18 protein-coding genes are annotated in these 20,180 nt (G+C 62.7%); 9 read left to right on the forward strand and 9 right to left on the reverse strand.

What is annotated here, in order from left to right:
• Positions 1–142 precede the first annotated feature (142 nt).
• Entirely contained in the window at positions 143–1,099 is a 957-nt protein-coding gene (locus AC0CMF_RS21170) for a choline ABC transporter substrate-binding protein (RefSeq protein WP_374630223.1), read from the reverse strand.
• Between the two features lie 242 nt (positions 1,100–1,341).
• On the opposite strand from AC0CMF_RS21170, the gene betI reads away from it, so the two are divergent.
• From betI to AC0CMF_RS21210, 8 genes are all read left to right on the forward strand, one after another.
• Positions 1,342–1,953, forward strand: a complete 612-nt coding sequence (gene betI, locus AC0CMF_RS21175; protein WP_050472126.1) for a transcriptional regulator BetI — start codon at positions 1,342–1,344, stop codon at positions 1,951–1,953.
• Positions 1,950–3,608 (forward strand): choline dehydrogenase, encoded by a 1,659-nt coding sequence (betA, locus tag AC0CMF_RS21180; protein ID WP_123193561.1) that lies wholly within the window; start codon positions 1,950–1,952, stop codon positions 3,606–3,608. Before betI ends, betA begins: the two co-directional genes overlap by 4 nt.
• 63 nt (positions 3,609–3,671) lie before the next feature.
• Entirely contained in the window at positions 3,672–5,135 is a 1,464-nt protein-coding gene (betB, locus tag AC0CMF_RS21185; protein ID WP_374630222.1) for a betaine-aldehyde dehydrogenase, read from the forward strand.
• Between the two features lie 356 nt (positions 5,136–5,491).
• Positions 5,492–6,676 carry a BaiN/RdsA family NAD(P)/FAD-dependent oxidoreductase gene (locus AC0CMF_RS21190; RefSeq protein ID WP_374630221.1) on the forward strand — a complete coding sequence of 395 codons (1,185 nt, stop codon included), beginning with the start codon at positions 5,492–5,494 and terminating at the stop codon, positions 6,674–6,676.
• Positions 6,677–6,752: 76 nt separating this feature from the next.
• Positions 6,753–7,814 carry a LacI family DNA-binding transcriptional regulator gene (locus AC0CMF_RS21195; RefSeq protein ID WP_082205850.1) on the forward strand — a complete coding sequence of 354 codons (1,062 nt, stop codon included), beginning with the start codon at positions 6,753–6,755 and terminating at the stop codon, positions 7,812–7,814.
• Positions 7,815–7,908: 94 nt separating this feature from the next.
• Entirely contained in the window at positions 7,909–8,367 is a 459-nt protein-coding gene (locus AC0CMF_RS21200; RefSeq protein WP_082205851.1) for an Rrf2 family transcriptional regulator, read from the forward strand.
• A 447-nt stretch (positions 8,368–8,814) separates the two neighbouring features.
• Positions 8,815–9,036, forward strand: a complete 222-nt coding sequence (hemP, locus tag AC0CMF_RS21205; RefSeq protein WP_244274454.1) for a hemin uptake protein HemP — start codon at positions 8,815–8,817, stop codon at positions 9,034–9,036.
• A gap of 120 nt (positions 9,037–9,156) precedes the next feature.
• Entirely contained in the window at positions 9,157–9,504 is a 348-nt protein-coding gene (locus tag AC0CMF_RS21210) for a DMT family protein (RefSeq protein ID WP_050472133.1), read from the forward strand.
• A gap of 298 nt (positions 9,505–9,802) precedes the next feature.
• Here AC0CMF_RS21210 and AC0CMF_RS21215 read toward each other — a convergent pair whose 3' ends face one another.
• The 6 genes from AC0CMF_RS21215 to kynB all read right to left on the reverse strand — a co-directional run bounded on the left by AC0CMF_RS21215 (position 9,803) and on the right by kynB (position 15,118).
• Positions 9,803–11,008 carry an ABC transporter substrate-binding protein gene (locus tag AC0CMF_RS21215; RefSeq protein ID WP_123193557.1) on the reverse strand — a complete coding sequence of 402 codons (1,206 nt, stop codon included), beginning with the start codon at positions 11,006–11,008 and terminating at the stop codon, positions 9,803–9,805.
• Between the two features lie 63 nt (positions 11,009–11,071).
• Positions 11,072–12,037 (reverse strand): branched-chain amino acid ABC transporter permease, encoded by a 966-nt coding sequence (locus tag AC0CMF_RS21220; RefSeq protein WP_374630220.1) that lies wholly within the window; start codon positions 12,035–12,037, stop codon positions 11,072–11,074.
• Between the two features lie 15 nt (positions 12,038–12,052).
• Positions 12,053–12,925 (reverse strand): branched-chain amino acid ABC transporter permease, encoded by an 873-nt coding sequence (locus AC0CMF_RS21225; protein WP_050472136.1) that lies wholly within the window; start codon positions 12,923–12,925, stop codon positions 12,053–12,055.
• A 12-nt stretch (positions 12,926–12,937) separates the two neighbouring features.
• Entirely contained in the window at positions 12,938–13,645 is a 708-nt protein-coding gene (locus AC0CMF_RS21230) for an ABC transporter ATP-binding protein (RefSeq protein WP_055454970.1), read from the reverse strand.
• Positions 13,642–14,412: an ABC transporter ATP-binding protein gene (locus tag AC0CMF_RS21235; RefSeq protein ID WP_050472138.1), complete on the reverse strand. Its 771-nt coding sequence runs from the start codon at positions 14,410–14,412 to the stop codon at positions 13,642–13,644. The genes AC0CMF_RS21230 and AC0CMF_RS21235 overlap by 4 nt, the downstream gene beginning before the upstream one ends.
• 70 nt (positions 14,413–14,482) lie before the next feature.
• Complete coding sequence (kynB, locus tag AC0CMF_RS21240) at positions 14,483–15,118, reverse strand: arylformamidase (RefSeq protein WP_374630219.1); 636 nt, start codon at positions 15,116–15,118, stop codon at positions 14,483–14,485.
• A gap of 688 nt (positions 15,119–15,806) precedes the next feature.
• Here kynB and AC0CMF_RS21245 point away from each other — a divergent pair.
• Positions 15,807–17,900 carry a putative bifunctional diguanylate cyclase/phosphodiesterase gene (locus AC0CMF_RS21245; protein WP_050472140.1) on the forward strand — a complete coding sequence of 698 codons (2,094 nt, stop codon included), beginning with the start codon at positions 15,807–15,809 and terminating at the stop codon, positions 17,898–17,900.
• A 42-nt stretch (positions 17,901–17,942) separates the two neighbouring features.
• Here the strand turns inward: AC0CMF_RS21245 and kynA are convergent, their stop codons facing one another.
• Both kynA and kynU read right to left on the reverse strand, forming a co-directional pair.
• Positions 17,943–18,785, reverse strand: a complete 843-nt coding sequence (kynA, locus tag AC0CMF_RS21250) for a tryptophan 2,3-dioxygenase (protein ID WP_374630218.1) — start codon at positions 18,783–18,785, stop codon at positions 17,943–17,945.
• 1 nt (position 18,786) lies between these two features.
• A complete protein-coding gene (gene kynU, locus AC0CMF_RS21255) occupies positions 18,787–20,016 on the reverse strand; it encodes a kynureninase (protein ID WP_374630217.1) in 1,230 nt (409 codons plus the stop codon).
• Between the last annotated feature and the right edge of the window lie 164 nt (positions 20,017–20,180).

Genomic DNA, 20,180 nt, shown 5'->3' on the forward strand with positions numbered 1-20,180 from the left:
CCGTCTGGGCGGCAGTGGCAAAGGAAAGGCCGGGAAAGGTCAATATTCACCCCCTTCCAGCCGGGACATGGTGCCCGGCCAGTTCAATGTCATCCTGCCGGGAGCGGCCTTTCGGCCAGCTCACCGGAGTGTACGGGTGGGTTCAGAGGCCGAGGGCCTGCTTCACAGCCGGAATGGCTTCACCGCCGTCGCGGGTGGTCACGCCCTCAAGCCAGCCTTCGAAGCTGGCCGGATTGGCCTTGAGCCATTCGGCGGCCGCCTTGGCGGGATCGGCGTTGTCGTTCAGGATCGCGCCCATGATCCCGTTTTCCATCTCGAGGGTGAATTCGAGATTGGTCAGCAGCTTGCCCACATTGGCGCATTCGGCAACATAGCCCTGGCGCACATTGGTGTAGACGGTGGCGCCGCCATAGTTGGGGCCGAAGACCTCATCGCCGCCATCCAGATAGGCAATTTCGAAACTGGAGTTCATCGGGTGCGGCGCCCAGCCGAGGAAGACCACATCCTGCTTCCGGCTGGTGGCCCGGGCGACCTGCGCCAGCATGCCCTGCTCGGAACTTTCCACCACCTCGAAATCCTTCAGGCCGAACTCATCCTGATCGATCATGCCGATGATGAGACGGTTTCCGTCGTTTCCAGGCTCGATGCCGTAGATTTTGCCGTTCAAACTGTCCTTGAACTTGGCAATGTCGGCAAAGCTCTTGAGGCCCTTGTCGTAGGTATATTGCGGCACGGCGAGCGTGTATTTGGCGCCTTCCAGATTGGCGCGGACCGTCTCGACCGACCCATCCTCACGGTAGGGGGCGATGTCCGCCTCCATGGTGGGCATCCAGTTGCCCAGGAAGACGTCGATGTCCTTGTTCTTGAGCGAGGCGTAGGTGACCGGGACGGAGAGGATCTTGATATCCGTCTCATAGCCCAGCCCCTGAAGAAGCGTGGTGGTGACGGCGGTTGTCGCGGTGATATCGGTCCAGCCGACATCCGAGAACCGGACCATCTTGCAGCTTTCAGGTTCCAGCGCCAGGGCGCTGCCCGTCAAGGTCATGGCAAGGGCAAAACCCGCTGCCGGCCCGGCGATGAAAGTGGATATACGCTTCATCCGGTTCTTTCTCCTGCTTTCGCGTTGACGCCCTGTAATAACAGGACTCGTCCCCGGTGTTCACGCCCAAATGAACCCGGCAGGACCCCTTATGCAATGGGGAACCTTTTCTACGACCGTCTTTGCGGTGCGGTTTGCCCCTCTGGATTTTGCTAATGAAACATTTTGCCGCAGGCTTGGCAAGTTTTGATTGATTGATCGATCAATTAAAAATATCCATAGGGTGAGGAAAGGAGTGCCTGATGCCGAAAATCGGGATGGAAGCGGAACGCCGCCGCACCCTTATCGAAGCAACCGTGGATGCGATTCACGAGACAGGCTTCTGCGACGTGACGATTGCGCAGATCGCCCGCCGTGCCGGTGTGTCCGGCGGTCTGGCGCACCACTATTTTGGCTCGAAGGATCAATTGCTTGCGGCCACCATGCGGCATCTGCTGCATGAGCTGGGTCAGGGCATCCGCGCCCGGCTTGCCGCAGCCTCGACCCCGCGCGAGCGGATTTCGGCGATCATCGCCGGGAACTTCGATCCCGAGCAGTTCCGCGAGGCGGTGATTGCGGCCTGGCTGTCCTTCTACGCGCAGGCCCAGACGGCCGAATCCAATCAGCGCCTGCTGCGCATCTATGCCGCGCGCCTCACCTCCAACCTGACCTTCAGCCTCAAGGCCTTCCTGCCGGAAAAGGATGCGGCCGAGGTCGCCGAAGGCACCGCTTCCATGATCGACGGCGTGTGGATCCGTCAGGCCCTGAGCCGGAAATCGCCGGACCGGGAAGCCGCCATCCGCATGGTCGAGGATTATGTGGAAGCGCAGATCCGCATGCGCAAATCCGGAGCCGGGAACGAGGTGCAGCCATGAGCGGATATGACTTCATCATCGTGGGGGCCGGCTCTGCGGGCTGTGCCATGGCCGCGCGCCTGTCGGAAGATCCTGCAAACCGCGTGCTGGTGCTGGAGTTCGGCGGCACGGATGCCGGGCCTTTCATCCAGATGCCCGCCGCCCTCTCCTATCCCATGAACATGCGCCGCTATGACTGGGGCTTTGCCAGCGAGCCGGAGCCGCATCTGGGCGGGCGGGTGCTGGCGACCCCGCGCGGCAAGGTGATCGGCGGCTCGTCCTCCATCAACGGCATGGTCTATGTGCGCGGCCACGCGAAGGACTTCGACACCTGGGAGGACATGGGCGCCAGCGGCTGGGGCTACCGGCATGTGCTGCCCTATTTCCAGCGGATGGAGAATGCCAAGGCCGGTGACGAAAGCTGGCGCGGGCGCAGCGGCCCCCTGCATGTGCAGCGCGGGCCCAAGCACAATCCGCTGTTCAATGCCTTCATCGAAGCCGGGCGGCAGGCCGGTTACGAGACCACCGCCGACTACAACGGCGAGAAGCAGGAAGGTTTCGGCGACATGGAGATGACCGTTTACAAGGGTCAGCGCTGGTCCGCCGCCAATGCCTATCTGAAGCCCGCCCTCAAGCGCGGCAATGTGGAGCTGATCACCGGTGCCCTCGTGCGCCGCGTCATCATCGAAAACGGCCGCGCCACCGGCGTTGAGTATCAGCGCGGCAGCGGCGCGCCGCAGGTGGCCCATGCCCGGCGCGAAGTGATCATCTCCGCCTCGTCGATCAACTCGCCCAAGCTGCTGATGCACTCCGGCATCGGCCCGGCGCAGCACCTGAAGGACAACGGCATCGAAGTTGTGGCGGACCGGCCCGGCGTTGGCGCCAACCTGCAGGACCATCTGGAGCTTTACCTGCAGCAGGCCTGCACCCAGCCGATCACGCTCTACAAGCACTGGAACCTTGTCTCCAAGGCCCTGATCGGGGCGCAGTGGCTGTTCACCGGCACGGGGCTTGGCGCTTCCAACCAGTTCGAGGCCTGCGCCTTCATCCGCTCGAAGGCCGGCATCGACTATCCGGACATCCAGTTCCACTTCATCCCCTTTGCCGTGCGCTATGACGGCAAGGCAGCGGCGGAGGGGCACGGGTTCCAGGCCCATGTCGGGCCGATGCGCTCCAAGTCCCGTGGCGAAGTGCGGCTCAGAAGCGGTGATCCGCTGGACAAGCCGTCGATCCGCTTCAACTACATGTCCCATGCCGATGACTGGGCCGATTTCCGCGCCTGCATCCGCCTGACCCGGGAGATCTTCGGGCAGGAGGCTTTCACACCCTTCCGGGGCAAGGAAATCCAGCCCGGCAGCCATCTGCAGAGCGATGATGAGCTGGACGGCTTCATCCGCGAACATGCGGAAAGCGCCTATCACCCCTGCGGCACCTGCCGCATGGGGGCCAAGGACGATCCCATGGCCGTGGTGGACCCGGAATGCCGGGTGATCGGCGTCGAGGGCTTGCGGGTTGCGGACAGTTCCATCTTCCCGCAGGTGACCAACGGCAATCTCAATGCGCCCTCGATCATGGTGGGCGAGAAGGCCTCGGACCATATCCTCGGCCGCACGCCCCTGCCCGCCTCCAATCAGGAGCCGTGGATCCATCCGGACTGGCAAAACAGCCAGCGTTGAGCCAAAAGACCGAACAGGAGCGTGCCCACAGCGGCACCCAGTCAACAGAACGGAGCGAAGCCCATGCGCGCGCAACCCGCAGCTTCCCACTATATCGGCGGCGCCTATGTGGAGAGCCCCGAAGGCCCCGCATTCGACAGCATCTACCCGGCCACCGGCGAAGTGATCGCCCGGCTGCATGGCGCAGATGACGCTACCATCGAAGCAGCCATTGCCGCAGCCCGCGAAGGGCAGAAGCTCTGGGCGGCAACGCCTGCCACGGAGCGCGGCCGGGTGCTGCGCCGGGCAGCGGAGATCCTGCGCCGGCAGAACCGGGAGCTGAGCGAGCTTGAAACGCTGGACACCGGCAAGCCCTTGCAGGAAACGCTCATCGCCGATGCGGCCTCCGGCGCCGACTGCCTTGAATATTTCGGCAATCTCGCTGCCACGCTGACCGGCGAGCACATCGATCTGGGCGGCTCCTTCGCCTACACCCGGCGCGAGCCGCTGGGCATCTGCGTGGGCATCGGCGCCTGGAACTATCCGATCCAGATCGCCTGCTGGAAGGCCGCTCCCGCCCTTGCCTGCGGCAATGCCATGATCTTCAAGCCCTCGGAAGTGACGCCGCTCTCCGCCCTGAAACTGGCAGAAGCCCTCACCGAGGCTGGCGTTCCCGCCGGAGTGTTCAACGTGGTGCAGGGCGCGGGCGATGTGGGGGCAAAGCTCGTTTCCCATCCGGCTGTGGCCAAGGTCTCCGTCACCGGCTCCGTGCCGACGGGCCGCAAGGTGGCAGGCCTTGCGGGGGCGAACCTCAAGCATCTGACGCTGGAACTGGGCGGCAAGTCGCCGCTGATCCTGTTCGACGATTCCGATCTCGAAAGCGCCGTCTCGGCAGCGATCAACGCCAATTTCTATTCGACAGGCCAGGTCTGCTCCAACGGCACCCGCGTCTTCGTGCAGAAGGGCCTGAAGGAGGCCTTCCTGACGCGCCTTGCCGAGCGCACCGCCAATGCGGTGATGGGCGACCCGCTGGACGAGGCCGTCAACCTCGGCCCGCTCGTGTCAAAGGCACAGTATGACAAGGTGCTGGGCTACATGAAGCTGGGCCAGGAGGAAGGCGCAAGGCTCGTCTGCGGCGGCAAGGCGGCGCAGGTGCCGCAGTTCCCGCAAGGGCTGTTCGTCGAGCCGACCGTCTTTGCCGATGTTAAGGACAGCATGCGCATTGCCAGGGAAGAGATCTTCGGCCCGGTGATGTGTGTGCTCGATTTCGACACGGAGGAAGAAGTCATCACCCGCGCCAACGCCACCGAATTCGGCCTCGGCGCCGGCGTCTTCACCCCCGACATCCAGCGCGCCCACCGGGTCATCGGCCAGCTTCAGGCGGGCACCTGCTGGATCAACACCTACAATCTCACCCCCATCCAGATGCCCTTCGGCGGCTTCAAATCCTCCGGCATCGGCCGCGAAAACGGCCACGCCGCCATTGCCCACTACAGCCAGATCAAGAGCGTCTACGTGGAAATGGGACGGACCGAGGCGGCTTATTGAGGGGGAGTGACCTCGTGAGGTCTCTGGGGCACACATTGTGTGTGAAGCCCTTAGCGGCTTCGGAAAAGCCTGAAGTTGAATCACTCCGGCACGGCGCCTCCGCCCCCCTCCCCCTGGTGGGGAGGGGTGAGGGGTGGGGGGAAAGGCCTTTCCGTCTGGCGGAGTATTCATTGATTTCATACAGCAGCTCCTCCTGAGGCCTCTTCAGGTATCTGTCTGTCTTTCATATTCTTTTCGGCTCAGAGCCCCCCACCCCTTACCCCTCCCCACCAGGGGGAGGGGGGCGGAGAGGCCGTGCTGGAATAACCAGATCCCCCCCGCTAGCCGTCCCACCGGCAAAGCCCTATAAGCAGCCCATGACCGATATTGATGTTCTTGTGCTCGGCGCCGGGGCGGCCGGGCTGATGTGTGCGATTGAGGCGGGAAAGCGGGGGCTTTCCGTGCTGGTGATCGACCATGCCAAACGCCCGGCGGAGAAGATCCGCATTTCCGGCGGCGGGCGGTGCAATTTCACCAACCTGCACACCACGCCGGCCAATTTCCTGTCGCAGAACCCGCGCTTCTGCGTTTCGGCGCTGAAACGCTATACGCCGCAGCATTTTCTGAAGCTGGTGGAGGCGCACCGCATTCCCTGGCATGAGAAGACCCTTGGCCAGCTGTTCTGCGACAACGCCGCCATGGACATCATCCACATGCTGCTGCGCGAGGCGGAGGCGTCGGGGGTGAAGCTGTGGATGGAAACGTCCTTTACCGCCGTCAGCAAGCCGGATGACCGGTTCTCCGTTGCCACCTCCCGCGGGGCCCTGCGCGCCCGGGCGCTGGTGGTGGCGACCGGCGGGCCGTCGATCCCGAAGATGGGGGCCACAGGCATCGGCTACGAGATTGCAAAACAGTTCGGCCTTGCCGTGGTTCCGCCCCGCCCCGCGCTGGTGCCGCTGACCTTCTCGGACGACAACAAAATCCTCTGCACCAAGCTTGCGGGTGTCTCGGTGGATGCGGTCGTCAGCTTCGGCAAGACGCGTTTCCGCGAAGGCCTGCTCTTCACGCACCGGGGGCTTTCCGGCCCGTCGGTCCTGCAGATCTCGTCCTACTGGCGCGAGGGCCAGCCGATCACCGTCGACCTACTGCCGCAGACCGATGTGTTTGCTGCGCTGAAGGCGGGCAAGACCAGCCACGGCAAGCAGGATGTGCGCACCGCGCTCGCCGGACTTTTGCCCAAGCGGCTGGCGGAAGAGCTGAGCGCCGCCCATGGCTTTGGCGGACGGCTGGCCGACCAGCCCGACAAGGTGCTGCAGAAGACGGGCAGCGCCATCAACAGCTGGCAGCTGCTGCCTGCAGGCACCGAAGGCTACCGCACGGCGGAGGTGACATTGGGCGGCGTCGACACCACCGCCCTCTCCTCCCGCTCCATGGAGGCCAACGATGTGCCGGGGCTTTATTTCATCGGCGAGGTGGTGGATGTGACCGGCCATCTCGGCGGCTTCAATTTCCAGTGGGCCTGGGCCTCGGGCCATGCGGCAGGACAGGCTGTGCTCGGCTGAAAGCAGCACTTGCTGCATTGCACAAAATTGCTGACAAGCCCGATGCGGCGGCTATAGTCGGGGCAGCTGGGGAGTGATGATGCAGCGTGTGACCATTCATGATGTGGCGGCGCGGGCCGGAGTGAGCCTTGCCACCGTCGACAGGGTGCTGAACGGCAGGCCGGGTGTGCGGGCCGCAACGGTTGAGCGGGTTGAAACGGCCGTGCGGGACCTGGGCTATACGCCCGATGTCCATGCCGCCAACCTGGCCAAACGCCGCCGCTACCGGCTGCATTTCCTCATCCCCCAGAGCACCAACGCCTTCATGGAAGATCTGAAGCGGGAGGCGGAACAAGTGGCGCTGCGTGTTGCGGGCGAGCGGGTGGTGATGACCATCACCCCCATCGACGCCTTTGACAGCCATTCGGTCGCCGGAACGCTGGCCGTGCTCGACAAGAGCATCTGCGACGGGGTGGCCGTGGTTGCACCCAGCTCACCGGAGGTGCGTGCCGCCATCGACCGGCTGGCCATGCGGGACGTGCCTGTGGTCACCCTCATCTCCGATCATCCGGCCTCGGCGCGCGCGCATTTTGCCGGCATCGACAATGTGGCAGCGGGGCGCTCTGCCGGGCAGCTGCTCGCCCGGTTCATTGCCGGCAACCGCCCCGGCTCCACGGCCAAGGTCGGCTTCATTGCCGGCTCGCTGGGCCTGCGCGACCATGCGGAGCGCCACGGCAGCTGCCTTGAGGTGCTGGAAGAGCTTCAGCCCGGATTGCAGGCGCTGAAGGTGCGCGAAGGCCGCGATGACAATGAGCGCACCCGCGACATCACCCTGCGGCTGCTCGACGAGCATCCGGACCTCGAAGGGCTCTACAATGCGGGCGGCGGCAACCGGGGTGTCATTTCGGCGCTGGAGGAACGCGGCGTGGCGCGGCAGGTGACCTTCATCGCCCATGAACTGACGCCATACACCCGCCGGGCGCTGCTCGACGGCACCATTGATGCGCTGATCGCCCAGAACCCCGGCCACGAGATCCGCAGCGCAGTCCGGGTGCTGAAGGCGCTGATTGACGGCACGCCGGTGATCGCGGAACAGGAGCGGATCGGCATCGACATCTTCTTGCCGGGTAATCTGCCCCCGGAGGAGGCAAAAACCTGACGTATCGGCAACAAGTCCGTAAGCCGCAGAATACTGCGATCCTTACGCGTTTACCCCATTGACGGTTGCCCCTCTTGAGGACATATTAAAACCTATGCGTCTTACTCAACAAACTAACTATGCCGTTCGCACGCTGATGTACTGCGCAGCGAACCCGGACCGTCCCAGCAAGGTGGCAGAGATTGCCGCCAGCTTCGGCATGTCCGAAACGCACCTGTTCAAGATCATGAAGATCCTGGTGGATGCGGACCTCATCAAGACCCTTCGCGGCCGCAATGGCGGGATCGTTCTGGCGAGACCCGCCGACCAGATCACGCTGGGCGAGGTTGTGCGGGTTGCCGAAGAATCCTTCTATCTGGCGGAATGCTTCAACTCCGGCCGGAAGGATTGCCCGATCCTGACGACCTGCGGCTTCAACGGCGTGCTGCACGAAGCGCTGGAGGCTTTCATGGACGTGCTGGACAGCAAGACCATCGAAGACATCTCCGAGAACCGCACGGACCTGCGCCAGCTGCTGAACATCGGCGAAATTTCTCTCGCCGCCGCCAGCTGACCCGTTCCCTGCTACGGCAGGCCGCAAGGCGATTGCATTGAGACGCCGGTCCTGACAGGTCCGGCGTTTTTTCTTGGACAGCAACGGTCAGGCGCTCACGCGGCGGCAACCGGAGGGTTGCGCTCAGGTGACTGGCTGTTCCGGAAAATCTGTTCGGGGAGAGATTGCCTCAAAGGGCAGAATCGGGCCCGCAGGCCTCCCCGCTTGAAGCGGGGAACGCCGGGCTGGCTTGCTGTCTGAGGGAGAGGAGAAAACAGCTGGCTTGCCAGGCATTTTGACTGAAGGTCAGCCTCCTGAGGGCACGTGGTTCGAAGGACGCGATTTCCGAAGCACCGCCGCTCAGGCCTTGCCTTGATAGCTTATTATGAGTATTACAGTCAAGTTAAATGTTGCGGGTGCACCGCACATTGGAACTTGTCCAAACTGTTGAGCTGTCGAGGTAATTTCATGCGCCACGTTCCCCCCTCCCACGCCGTGCCCAGCCAGAACAGCCTGCGCCAGGAAAAGCTGAGCCTTCCGGGCATGCGCAAGAGCGCTGCGGCAGACCATAACGGCATGCTGGACAGCACCTCCCTGTTCAAGGGTTCACGCGAAGTGCGCATCCGGCACAATGACGAGACCTACCGGCTGACGATCACCAAGCTCGGCAAGCTGATTCTGACAAAATGACGCAGGGAGGGGTCACGAAGGCCTTGCGCGCGCCGCAAACTGCGCGCAAGTGAAGGCGTCTGGTCACGCGGCAGGAATCATGCCCGGCCAGCGCCTTTTCTTGCCGGAGTGCATCCTGACATGGCTTCCCTTCCCGTTCCGCTGGTGACCATCGGTCTCCTGCTGGCCTCCAATATCTTCATGACTTTCGCCTGGTATGGCCATCTGAAGTTCAAGAGCACCGCGCTCTGGATCGTCATCATGGTCAGCTGGGGCATCGCCTTTTTCGAATATTGCCTGCAGGTTCCTGCCAACCGTATCGGCTACGGCTATTTCAATGCCGCCGAACTGAAGACCATTCAGGAAGTCCTGACGCTGACGGTCTTCGTGCTCTTCTCCGTTTTCTATCTGGGCGAGCCGCTGCGCTTCAATCACCTGATCGGCTTCTCGCTGATCGCCGTTGGCGCAGGCTTCATCTTCCGCGGTTGAGCAAAGCGGCCTTCAAACGAAAACCAGCAGTCGTCAAAAACGCAGCCATAGCCTTTCCGTCGTCATCCCGGACGCAGCGAAGCGGAGATCCGGGACCGGTGAGCCACGGTCTTGCGGCTCTAGCTCTTGGGACAACCAACTTACACCCCGGCTCACCGGTCCCGGCTCGCGCTACGCTTGGCCGGGATGACGACGGAGAGTGAACAGATCTTCAAACGAAAACCGGCAGCCTTTGGGGCCGCCGGTCTCGTATGATCGCATGTGCCGGGTACCGGCCCGCAACGGGGCCGGAACCATGTCACTTCATTTCGGTCAGGACTTCGAAGCCGTTGGCGCCGACCTTGAACAGGGAGTAAGCGCCCGGAACGTCGCCGGCCTCGTCGAAGGAGTGCTCGCCTGCAGCGCCCTGATAGTCGATGGCCTTGCCTTCGGCGATCAGCGCCTTGGCCTTCGCCCATTCGCCCGGCAGGATCGGCTCGCCGCCTTCAGCACCGGCCACCTGACGGATGGCAGCTGCCACCTTGGTCTTGTCGCCGCCAGCCTTTTCGATGGCCAGAGCCATCAGGAAGGCCGCGTCATAGGAGGTGGTGACGAAGATCGCGTCCGGATCGCCGCCCTTGGCCTTGAAGGCCGCATTGAAGGCTTCGAGGGCTGCCGACTGCTCGCCAACCGGAGATGAGGCCACGAAGGTGGTGAGGTTGTCTGCACCCAGCTCGCGGATCGGAGCGTCGGACTTCATGCCGTCGCCGCCGACGAACTTCTCGAAGAAGCCGTTCTCCAGCGCTTCGCGCAGCATGGTCAGGCCGCTGCCATCACCATAGTCGAAGATGACGAGCGTGTCGGCACCGCCCTTGGCGAGTTCAGCGAGGTTCGAGCGGTAGGAGGCGCGCTCGCCTTCATGGGCGGCAAAACCGGCGATCTCTCCGCCGATCTCTTCGTATTCAGCCTTGAAGGCATTGGCGAGGCCGGAGCCATAGTCATTGTTGAGATAGGCGACAGCCACCTTGCCATAGCCCTGCTCCTTCAGGGTACGGGCAAGAGCACGGCCCTGGAAGTCGTCGGACGGCACGGTGCGGAACACGGTGTCATTGTCCTTCAGGCCGGTGATTTCCGGCGAGGTGCCCGACGGGGTGATGAGCGCGATACCGGCCGGGATGGTGACCGAGTTGGCAGCGGCAATCACGGCGCCCGAGCAATGCGGGCCGACGATACCGACAACGCCGTCGATGTTCACGGCCTTGGTGGCGGCGTCCGTGCCGTTCTGCGGGTTGCAGGCGCTGTCGCCGATGACCGGCACGAGCTTTTCACCGGCCAGAATGCCGCCCTGCTCGTTCACTTCGGCAATCGCCATCTGGGCCGAATCAATCATGGCCGGAGCCATGGCCGCAATCGGGCCGGAAATGCCGCCGAGCAGGCCAATCTTCACATCTGCCTTGGCCGGAACGCTGGCCAGAGCAGTCGCGGCCAGGAGCGAACCTGCCAGAGCGAGAAGCTTATGCGTCATTTCATTACCTCCACAAAGCGGGGGCTTTTGCCCCTCATTGCAAACTTCAGTCCCGCGGCCAGGTCAGGCACCAGTCCCCTGCTTCTGCGGCCTGGGCGGGTTTTCCGGAAGGGTTTCCGGCAACAGCCCCTCGGAGCGGAAGCGCAGAACCAGCTGCAGCATCAACCCGATGAGGAAGACGCGGATGTACTTGGCCTTGACCGCATATTCATGCGGCAGGCGGTCCGTTGCAATCTCTGAAACGGACCAGATGATCCATACAATCGCCGCACCCAGGATTGCTCCCCTGTTATTGCCCGACCCGCCGAGGATCAGCATGATCCAGACGAGGAAGGTGGCAATCATCGGGTCGATGGCTTCCGGGGTGATGGCGCGGTTGAAATGGGCAAACAGCGCCCCGCCAAGGCCCATCAGCGCCGCGCCGAAGATGAAGGACTGCAGGCGGCGGTAGGCAATGTCCTTGCCCATGGCGGTGGCCGCCAGCTCGTTGTCACGGATGGCGCGCATCATGCGGCCCCAGGGCGAATTGATCTGCCGCTGGATCAGCATGTAGGCAATGCCCAGCACCACGATGACAATGGCGAGATAGGCCATCTGCGACTGCACATAGGGCAGATCGCCGAAGGGGCGCGGAATGCGCGTGATGCCGCGTGCGCCGCCCGTCAATGCATCTTCGGACTTGATGACGAGGCGGATGATCTCGGCAATGCCGATGGTGGCGATGGCGAGATAATCGGAGCGGAAGCGCAGACAGATCTTGCCGATCGGCCAGGCGATGGCGCCCGCCGCCAGCATGGCGCCGGCCCAGCCTGCCAGCACCGGCAGATCAAAACCGCCAAGCCGGCCGGCCACATGCGGGCTCGTCAGGATCGCCGAGGTGTAGGCCCCGACGGCAAAGAAGCCCGCGATACCGGCATTGAACAGGCCGGTGAAGCCCCACTGAATGTTCAGCCCCAGCGCCAGAAGCGCGTAGATGCCGATGAAGACGCCCATGAACAGGGCGTAGTTTGCAAGGCCAATGAGTTCCATGGCGCAATCTCCCCGTCAGAGCACCTTGCCGCGCAGAAGCCCGGTGGGCCGCACCAGCAGCATGAACAGCAGAATCGCGAAGGCCATTGCCGCCTTGTATTCACTGGGAATGAACACCACGGAGACCTCTTCGGCGATGCCCACAATGAGGCCGCCCAGCACGGCCCCTTCCACGCGGCCGACGCCGCCCAGAATGGCCGCCGCGAACATCGGCAGCAGCATGGACCAGCCCATCATCGGCTTCAGCTCGGTGTTGAGCCCCAGGAACACGCCGGCTGCCGCGCACAGGCCGCCCGCGATCATCCATGTCAGCATGACGACCTTGCGGTTGTCGATGCCCGACAGCAGCGCCAGGTTGGGATTGTCCGACATGGCGCGCATGGCCTTGCCCCACTTGGAGCGGGACAGGAACAGCTGCAGGCCGGCCACCAGCACCAGCATGGCGATGAGGGTGTAGATCTCCCGGTCGCGCACCCGGATGCCGAAGTAGTTCTCCGGCCGCACCAGCCCGCGGGAATAGGTCTGGGTATCGACACCCCAGACCACCTGCACCACGGCGCGGATCATCAGGGCCGCACCCAGCGTTGCCATCACGGTGATGATCTTCGGCCGGTTGCGCAGGTGCTCGTAGAACACCTTGTCGAGCCCCACCGCCACGCCCGCTGTCGCCAGGATGGCAAAGGGCAGCGCCGCCAGGGGCGGGATGCCGAGAGCCGTCACCAGCGCCAGCGCCAGGAAGGCACCGAGCGTTGCCAGATCACCATGGGCCAGATGCGCAAAGCGCAGGATCGCAAACACCAGCGTGATGCCGACGGCACCCAGCGCATAGATGGAGCCCATGACGAGCCCCGGCACGATGTAGAAATTGATGAAATCCAGAAAGGTCATCTTGTCTCAGCCTCACCCGCCCAGGAACATTTCTGCGACCTCGCGGTCGGCGAGAAGCGCCTGCCCCGTGCCTTCGTGCCGGTTGGCACCTGCCGCCAGCACATAGGCCCGGTCGGCAAAGGCAAGGGCCTGCTTGGCATGCTGCTCCACCAGCAGGATGGCGACGCCCGTATCCCGGACATCGCGGCTGATCTGGAAGATCTGCTCCATGTATTTCGGCGAAAGGCCCGCCGTCGGCTCGTCCAGCAGCAGGAGCTTGGGGTCGAGCATCAGGGCCCGGCCCATGGCCACCATCTGCCGCTGCCCGCCGGAGAGATTGCCCGCCGGCGTCTTGCGGCGCGCCTTCAAGTCCGGGAACAGCGTGTACACCCGGTCAAAGGCGGCCGAGAGATCGCCCTTGCGCAGGAAGGCACCCATTTCGAGATTCTCGTGGATGCTCATTTCGCGGAAGATATTGTCCACCTGCGGCACGTAGCAGATGCCGCGCTGGACGATCTGGTTCGGCGCCCAGCTGGTGATGTCGGTGCCGTCGAAGGTGATGGAGCCGCCGCGAATGGTGAGAAGGCCGAAGATGGCCTTCATCGCGGTGGATTTGCCCGCCCCGTTGGGGCCGACGATGACCACGATCTCGCGGTCATTCACCGTCATCGACACCTGATTGAGAATGTTGGTCTCGCCATAGCCCCCGGTGAGGGACTGCATCGTCAGGAGCGCGCTCATGCTGCATCTCCCTGCGTTTCACCGAGATAGGCTTCGAGCACCCTTGGATCGGAACGCACGGTCTGGAAGTCCCCGGCGATGAGCACCTTGCCCTCGGCCATGCAGACGACCGGATGGCAGAGCTTCTCGATCATCTCCATGTCGTGCTCGATGAGGATGAAGGTATAGCCGCGCTCCCGGTTGAGGATCTGGATCTTTTCTTCCAGCTTGCGCAGGAGGGTGCGGTTGACGCCGGCCGCAGGCTCGTCCAGCAGCACCAGCTTCGCATCCGTCATCATGGTGCGGCCCAGTTCCAGCAGCTTCTTCTGGCCGCCGGAGAGATTGCCAGCCCGCTCGCCCGCCACATGGGTGAGTTCGAGGAAGTCCAGCGTTTCCCAGGCCCGGCGGACCACCTCCGCCTCTGTGCTGGCCACCTTGCCCCAGTTGAACCAGTTGGCCAGAAGGTTCTCGCCCGGCTGGGCCGGGGCCACCATCATCAGGTTTTCCAGCGCCGTCAGCCGGTGAAACTCGTGCGGGATCTGGAAGGTGCGCACCAGCCCCTTGTGGAACAGCTTGTTGGCCGGCAGGCCGGTCACATCCTCACCGCAGAAGCGGATCTTGCCCGCCACCGGAGGAAATGCACCTGCAATGAGATTGAAAAGCGTCGTCTTGCCAGCGCCATTGGGTCCGATCAGGCCTGTGATCGTGCCTTCCTTCACCTGGAAGGTACAGTGATCAACAGCCGTGAAGCCGCCAAACTGCATGACAAGCTGGTCGAGTTCCAGCATCTGATTTTCCCCGCCGCTGCGATTGGCAGCGCCCTTATTGTTTCTTTTTGCGCCCGGTGTCAGATTTCCCTCAGTCCCTCGCAAGCGTGCGCAGGACAGCCCTGACAGGCGCCGCATCCAGTCCTTCTAGCCGGATGGGCAGAGCAATCAACTCATAATCCCCCGGTTCGACGCCCGCCAGTACCAGATTTTCCAGAATTCGCATGTCATGGCGATACACGGTCATGTGAGAGGGAAGATCCTTGGACGTGTCCGGATCAACCGACGGCACATCGACACCCACCAGCCGCACGCCCCGGGAGGCCAGCAGTTCGACCGTCTCCGGCGCCAGAGTGCGGAAGCCTTCCGGCCACACATCCGGATCAAGGCTCTCTTCGCAGCGCAGGAGCACCCGTTGCGGCACGTCCGCCAGCGCTGCTTCAATATCCAGCGGCTCGACGAGGGGGCCAGCACCTCTTGCGTCGATCACCCGGGCCGGACCGATGTAATCTTCCAGCGCCAGCTGATCGATCGTGGCGCCCTCTTTCGCATAGTGCAGCGGCGCGTCCGCATGGGCGCCGCAATGCACGGACATGGAGAAAGCCGCCACATTGACCGGGCAGCCGGGACCAATGGAGAAGGTCTGCCGCAGCTCGAAGCGCGCGTCACCTGGAAATACGGCAGAACTGGCCCGAAGCGGCGGGGTTAAGTCGATAAGACGGGACAAGGCAAACTCCGGTTACAGCCAGCAATACCAACTCTCACTGGGCCCCACTCATTGAAAGCCGGTCAAGCCGGTGCGGCGCCGGAGCAATCAAGGCGGGATGCGCCAGCATCCCGCCTTGGCCTGACAACGCCCGATGAAGCGCGGAAGCAGTCTGCCGATGAGATTACTTTAAATTTAAAACATATCAAGAGCGCCTTTTCGCCTCCCCTGACAAGGCCGAACCAGCTGGCTGGCCGGAGACACCTCCCCGGATGCCAAAACACAGCAGATCGCAACTACCCGGACTCAACCAGAGATAAATAAAACGGCACCGGCCGCCCCGGATAGAAAAGATGAGAAATGAAATTCCAAGTATTTTCAACCTCTTCCATATTCCGGCAGCCGAGACCTATTTACCATAACAGGGTTTCCGACCGGCACTGAAACCTGAAAGCGGCATAATCTCAAACGAATTTGGCAACGCGCATGCATTAAAATTTACTTATTCGTAACTATCCCGATTAAGGCTTGGAAAACACATTCAATGAATACTGATACATGAGAATGCGATTAGAGATTGAAAGAGGCTTGGCATTTCTTTGGACACCCCGAAACCTGTCAAACTTCACAATATCAACGCCAGATCGTCACTGTAGATACATCTGCTCATTTTTGAGAATTGACCCCAAGGATATACGGCGCCGGTTAAATGAAGTCAGTGACGGACGATATCTTCCGGATTAGCGAGGTGGAAGCAGGAGAGCTGCTTGCCCAGCTCGGCCGCGTCGCGACCGCACTCTGGATCTATGACTTTGATCTGAAGCGTATCCTGTGGGCCAATGCCAGCGGTCTTGATGTGTGGGGAGCTTCGAGCATCGAACACCTGCGCTCCCGTGACCTCGGCTCCGATATGTCCCGGGCGGTCGCCGAACGGCTGAACCAGTACAAGGCCGACTTCCAGCGGAGCGATACGAGCTTTGCCGAAACCTGGACACTTTACCCTCTTGGGGAACCCAAAACGCTGCAGGTGATATTCCGGGGAATCCGCCTGAAGGACGGGCGCACCGGCATGCTGTGCGAAGGCATCGTCAACCACGAAATCAGGCCGGAGACCCTGCGCAGTGCTGAAGCGCTGCTGCATACGCCGGTCATGATCTCCCTGTTCTCGCGCAATGGCGCGCCGCTCTACCGCAATCCAGCCTCACGCGCATCGCAGATCGAAGCCGATCTCACCCTCCAGAACCGGCTTGTCGACGGAACCATCGCTGAGGCCCTGATGGGAGCCCTCGACTACGGCTCGGATTGCAAGGTCGTGGCCCAGACCCGCACCACACATGGCATCCGCTGGCACGAGATTACAGCCAGAACCTGCCGCGATGCGGTCACCGGCGTGCAGGCCTATCTGGTCAGCGAGATTGATGTCACCGAGCTGAAGGAAACCCAGGAACGGGCCAGATTCCTGGCGGACCACGACTTCCTGACCGGATTGCCGAACCGGCTCTATCTTCAGTCTCAACTCCCGGCCATGATCAATGCGTCCCTGACCGAAGGCCGGAGCCTCTACCTCTATTTCATCGATCTCAATGGCTTCAAGGCCATCAACGATACCCTTGGCCATGTCACCGGCGATCTGCTGCTGAGTGCAGCCGCGGCGCGGCTGTCCGGCTTTGCGGGTGACAAAGGTACGGTGGCACGGCTCGGCGGCGATGAGTTCATTGTCTGCATTCCTGACCGGATGAACGGCCTCAACCCGCAGGACTTCGGCCGGCAGCTGCTGGATCTGTTCATCGAGCCCATGGACATTGGCGGTCAGATGCTGCAGGTCACCGCCGCCGCAGGGATGAGCGTCTGCCCGGACGACGGCAAGGACATGGACACCCTGATGCGTCATGGCGACCTTGCGCTTTACGAGGCGCGGGGCGGGCGGGCCAACAAGGTCACCCCGTTCTCCATGGACCTGCGCCAGCGCCTTGATGAACGTGTGGCGCTGGAACAGGACCTCTGGCGGGCGCTGGAGAACAACGAATTCCTCCTGCATTTCCAGCCGCGCGTCTGCGTCAAGACCGGCGCGATCCTTTCGGCCGAAGCCCTGATCCGGTGGCAGCATCCCAGGCGCGGCCTGTTGAGCCCCGGCAGCTTCATTCCGGCCTGCGAAGAGACCGGCATGATCGTGGAGGTGGGCGAATGGGTCTACCGGCAAGTGGCGCTGCACCAGAGGCATCTGCAAGATGCTGGCATTGACATCAGCCTGTCGCTGAACCTGTCCGTGCGCCAGTTCCAGGATCAGGAGCTGATCGAAAAGCTTCTGCTGCTGCCGCAGGAGACCGGCTGCGATCCGCGCAAGATCGGCTTCGAAATCACCGAATCCATGCTGCTGGGCGACAGTCCGTCCGTCCGCTTCTCCCTGTCACGCCTGAAGAAGTGCGGCTACAATATCCTGATCGATGATTTCGGCACCGGCTATTCCAACCTTGCCTATTTGCAGAATTACCCGATTGACGTGCTGAAGATCGACCGCACCTTCATCAATGACCTGAAGACGGCAGCTCCGATCACCCGGCTGATCATCTCCCTCGGCAATGTGCTGAATGTGCGGATCGTGGCGGAAGGCGTCGAGACGGCCGAACAGCTTGAATGGCTGCGGGCCAATGGCTGCGATGAGTATCAGGGCTTCCACTTCAGCCGCCCGGTCCCCTTTGCGGATCTTATCCTGCAGTGCGAAGAGGATCAGGAGCGGCGGCGCAACCAGTCCAAGGTGTTGAAAGTGCGCAAGCCCCGGCAGGCCATCCCCCGCCGGGCCTGATCCGGTCCCGATGAAACTGGCTCACCGGGACCTGCGGTGAGGTCACAGATCGGCGCGCAGATCCCACAGTTCGGGGAAGAGCACCACCTCCAGCATGCGCCGCAGATAGACCACGCCGCTGGTGCCGCCGGTGCCGCGCTTGAAGCCTATCACCCGCTCCACCGTGGTCACATGGTTGAAGCGCCAGCGCCGGAAATAATCCTCGAAATCCACCAGTTTCTCGGCCAGCTCATAGAGCGTCCAGTAGCGCGCCGGGTCCCGGTAGACCTCGATCCAGGCGGCCCGCACCGTCTCATCCGCCGTATAGGGCTCCGACACATCCCGGTTCAGCATCGCTTCCGAAATCTCGAAGCCGGAGCGGGCCAGCAGGCGGATCGCCTCATCGTAGAGGCTGGTTTCCTGGCGGATGCCCTCCAGCCAGCCGTGAACCTCCGGCACGTGCTCATGCGGGCGCATCATGGCCGCGTTCTTGTTGCCGGCCATGAACTCGATCGCCCGGTACTGGAACGACTGGAAGCCGGAAGACTGGCCGAGCGCCGCGCGGAAAGTAGTGTAGTCGCTGGGCGTCATCGTGCGCAGCACATCCCAGGCCGAATTCAGCTGCTCGAAGATCCGCGCCACGCGGGTGAGCAGCTTGAAGGCCGGCTGAACGTTCCCGCTGGCGATATGCGCCTTGGCCGAAGCCAGTTCATGCAGCGCCAGTTTCATCCACAATTCGGATGTCTGGTGCTGGATGATGAACAGCAGCTCATCATCGGCCTTCGACAGAGGCGCCTGTGCCGTCAGGATCTTGTCCAGCGACAGGTAGTCGCCATAGGACATGCGCCCGTCAAAGCGCATCTGCGCGCCGTCTTCCGAGGGATCATAGGGGGTCTTGGCGGTCATCTCAGGTCACCTTGGCGCGGGTCTTGAACTGCGGTGCATCCCAGCTGCGGGTGGCGAGAATGTCCGCCAGAATATCGACAGCCTTCACCACATCGCCGTGAGAGAGATAGAGCGGGGTAAAGCCGAAGCGGACGATGTCCGGTGCGCGGAAATCGCCGATGACGCCGCGTGCAATCAGTGCCTGCATCAGGGCATAGCCCTCGGCAAAGCGGAAGGAGACCTGGCTGCCGCGCTCATCCGCATTGCGCGGGCTCGCCAGTTCCAGACCCTCGCAGCGGCTTTCCACCTCCTTGATGAACAGTTCGCACAGGGAAACGGATTTGGCCCGCAGCACGTCCATATCTACATCGTCAAACACATCCAGCGCCGCATCCAGGGCGGAGAGCGACAGGATCGGCGGCGTGCCGACGCGGAACTGGTCGACGCCCCTGGCGCCGCGGTAATCGAGATCGAACGCGAAGGGCGCATCGTGGCCCATCCAGCCGTTCAGCGGCTGGCGGGCAACGGCCTGGTGCCGCTCTGCCACATAGAGGAAAGCCGGAGCACCTGGGCCGCCGTTCAGATACTTGTAGCCGCAGCCGATGGCAAAATCGGCGCCGCAGGCATCCAGTTCCACCTTGAAGGCACCGGCGGAATGGGCGAGATCCCAGATAGCAAGAGCTCCAGCCTCATGGGCAAGGCGGGTCAGCGCCGCCATGTCATGACGGCGGCCCGTGCGGTAGTCGACCTGGGTGATCATCATCACCGCGACCTCGTCCGTGATGGCATCCGCCACCTCTTCCGGCGCGACAAGACGCAGCTCATGACCGGCACCCAGCAGGTCCCGCAGGCCCTGCGCCATGTAGAGATCGGTCGGGAAATTGCCCGTGTCGGAGAGGATCACCTTGCGCTCCGGGCGCAGGGCAAGGGCAGCCGAGAGCACCTTGAACAGGTTGATCGACGTGCTGTCTCCGGCAATCACCGTGCCGGGCGCCGCGCCCACCAGACGGCCGATCCGGTCGCCTACACGGCGCGGCAGATCCACCCAGTCATGCTCGTTCCAGGCGCGGATGAGGCTCTCGCCCCACTGCTTGCTCACCACATCGGCCACCCGCTGCGGCACATGGGCGGGCAACGTGCCAAGGGAGTTGCCATCCAGATAGATGACGCCCTCGGGCAGGGCAAAGGCGGCACGCTTGGGCCCAAGCGGATCGCCCTGATCAAGCGGATGAACGCTGGATGTTCCGGACATGAAATCTCCCTCAGTCGGTCTTGCCGCGCCCTCTGGGCGCACTGCCGCAGCAACGGCTGCCTCATGCGGTCACGCTAACAGCGGACCTGCATGCCCGCAAGGATTATATATAATTTGACAGGTCATATATTCCTGCTCAGATGCACGGGAAATCTCAACCGGGA

The organism is Pannonibacter sp. CBAS1226, assembly GCF_055685825.1.

Coding starts and splice junctions, on each gene's coding strand:
- AC0CMF_RS21170 (WP_374630223.1), bottom strand. CDS start 1,099: ATGAAGCGTATATCCACTTTCATCGCCGGGCCGGCAGCGGGTTTTGCC.
- betI (WP_050472126.1), top strand. CDS start 1,342: ATGCCGAAAATCGGGATGGAAGCGGAACGCCGCCGCACCCTTATCGAA.
- betA (WP_123193561.1), top strand. CDS start 1,950: ATGAGCGGATATGACTTCATCATCGTGGGGGCCGGCTCTGCGGGCTGT.
- betB (WP_374630222.1), top strand. CDS start 3,672: ATGCGCGCGCAACCCGCAGCTTCCCACTATATCGGCGGCGCCTATGTG.
- AC0CMF_RS21190 (WP_374630221.1), top strand. CDS start 5,492: ATGACCGATATTGATGTTCTTGTGCTCGGCGCCGGGGCGGCCGGGCTG.
- AC0CMF_RS21195 (WP_082205850.1), top strand. CDS start 6,753: ATGATGCAGCGTGTGACCATTCATGATGTGGCGGCGCGGGCCGGAGTG.
- AC0CMF_RS21200 (WP_082205851.1), top strand. CDS start 7,909: ATGCGTCTTACTCAACAAACTAACTATGCCGTTCGCACGCTGATGTAC.
- hemP (WP_244274454.1), top strand. CDS start 8,815: ATGCGCCACGTTCCCCCCTCCCACGCCGTGCCCAGCCAGAACAGCCTG.
- AC0CMF_RS21210 (WP_050472133.1), top strand. CDS start 9,157: ATGGCTTCCCTTCCCGTTCCGCTGGTGACCATCGGTCTCCTGCTGGCC.
- AC0CMF_RS21215 (WP_123193557.1), bottom strand. CDS start 11,008: ATGACGCATAAGCTTCTCGCTCTGGCAGGTTCGCTCCTGGCCGCGACT.
- AC0CMF_RS21220 (WP_374630220.1), bottom strand. CDS start 12,037: ATGGAACTCATTGGCCTTGCAAACTACGCCCTGTTCATGGGCGTCTTC.
- AC0CMF_RS21225 (WP_050472136.1), bottom strand. CDS start 12,925: ATGACCTTTCTGGATTTCATCAATTTCTACATCGTGCCGGGGCTCGTC.
- AC0CMF_RS21230 (WP_055454970.1), bottom strand. CDS start 13,645: ATGAGCGCGCTCCTGACGATGCAGTCCCTCACCGGGGGCTATGGCGAG.
- AC0CMF_RS21235 (WP_050472138.1), bottom strand. CDS start 14,412: ATGCTGGAACTCGACCAGCTTGTCATGCAGTTTGGCGGCTTCACGGCT.
- AC0CMF_RS21245 (WP_050472140.1), top strand. CDS start 15,807: ATGAAGTCAGTGACGGACGATATCTTCCGGATTAGCGAGGTGGAAGCA.
- kynA (WP_374630218.1), bottom strand. CDS start 18,785: ATGACCGCCAAGACCCCCTATGATCCCTCGGAAGACGGCGCGCAGATG.
- kynU (WP_374630217.1), bottom strand. CDS start 20,016: ATGTCCGGAACATCCAGCGTTCATCCGCTTGATCAGGGCGATCCGCTT.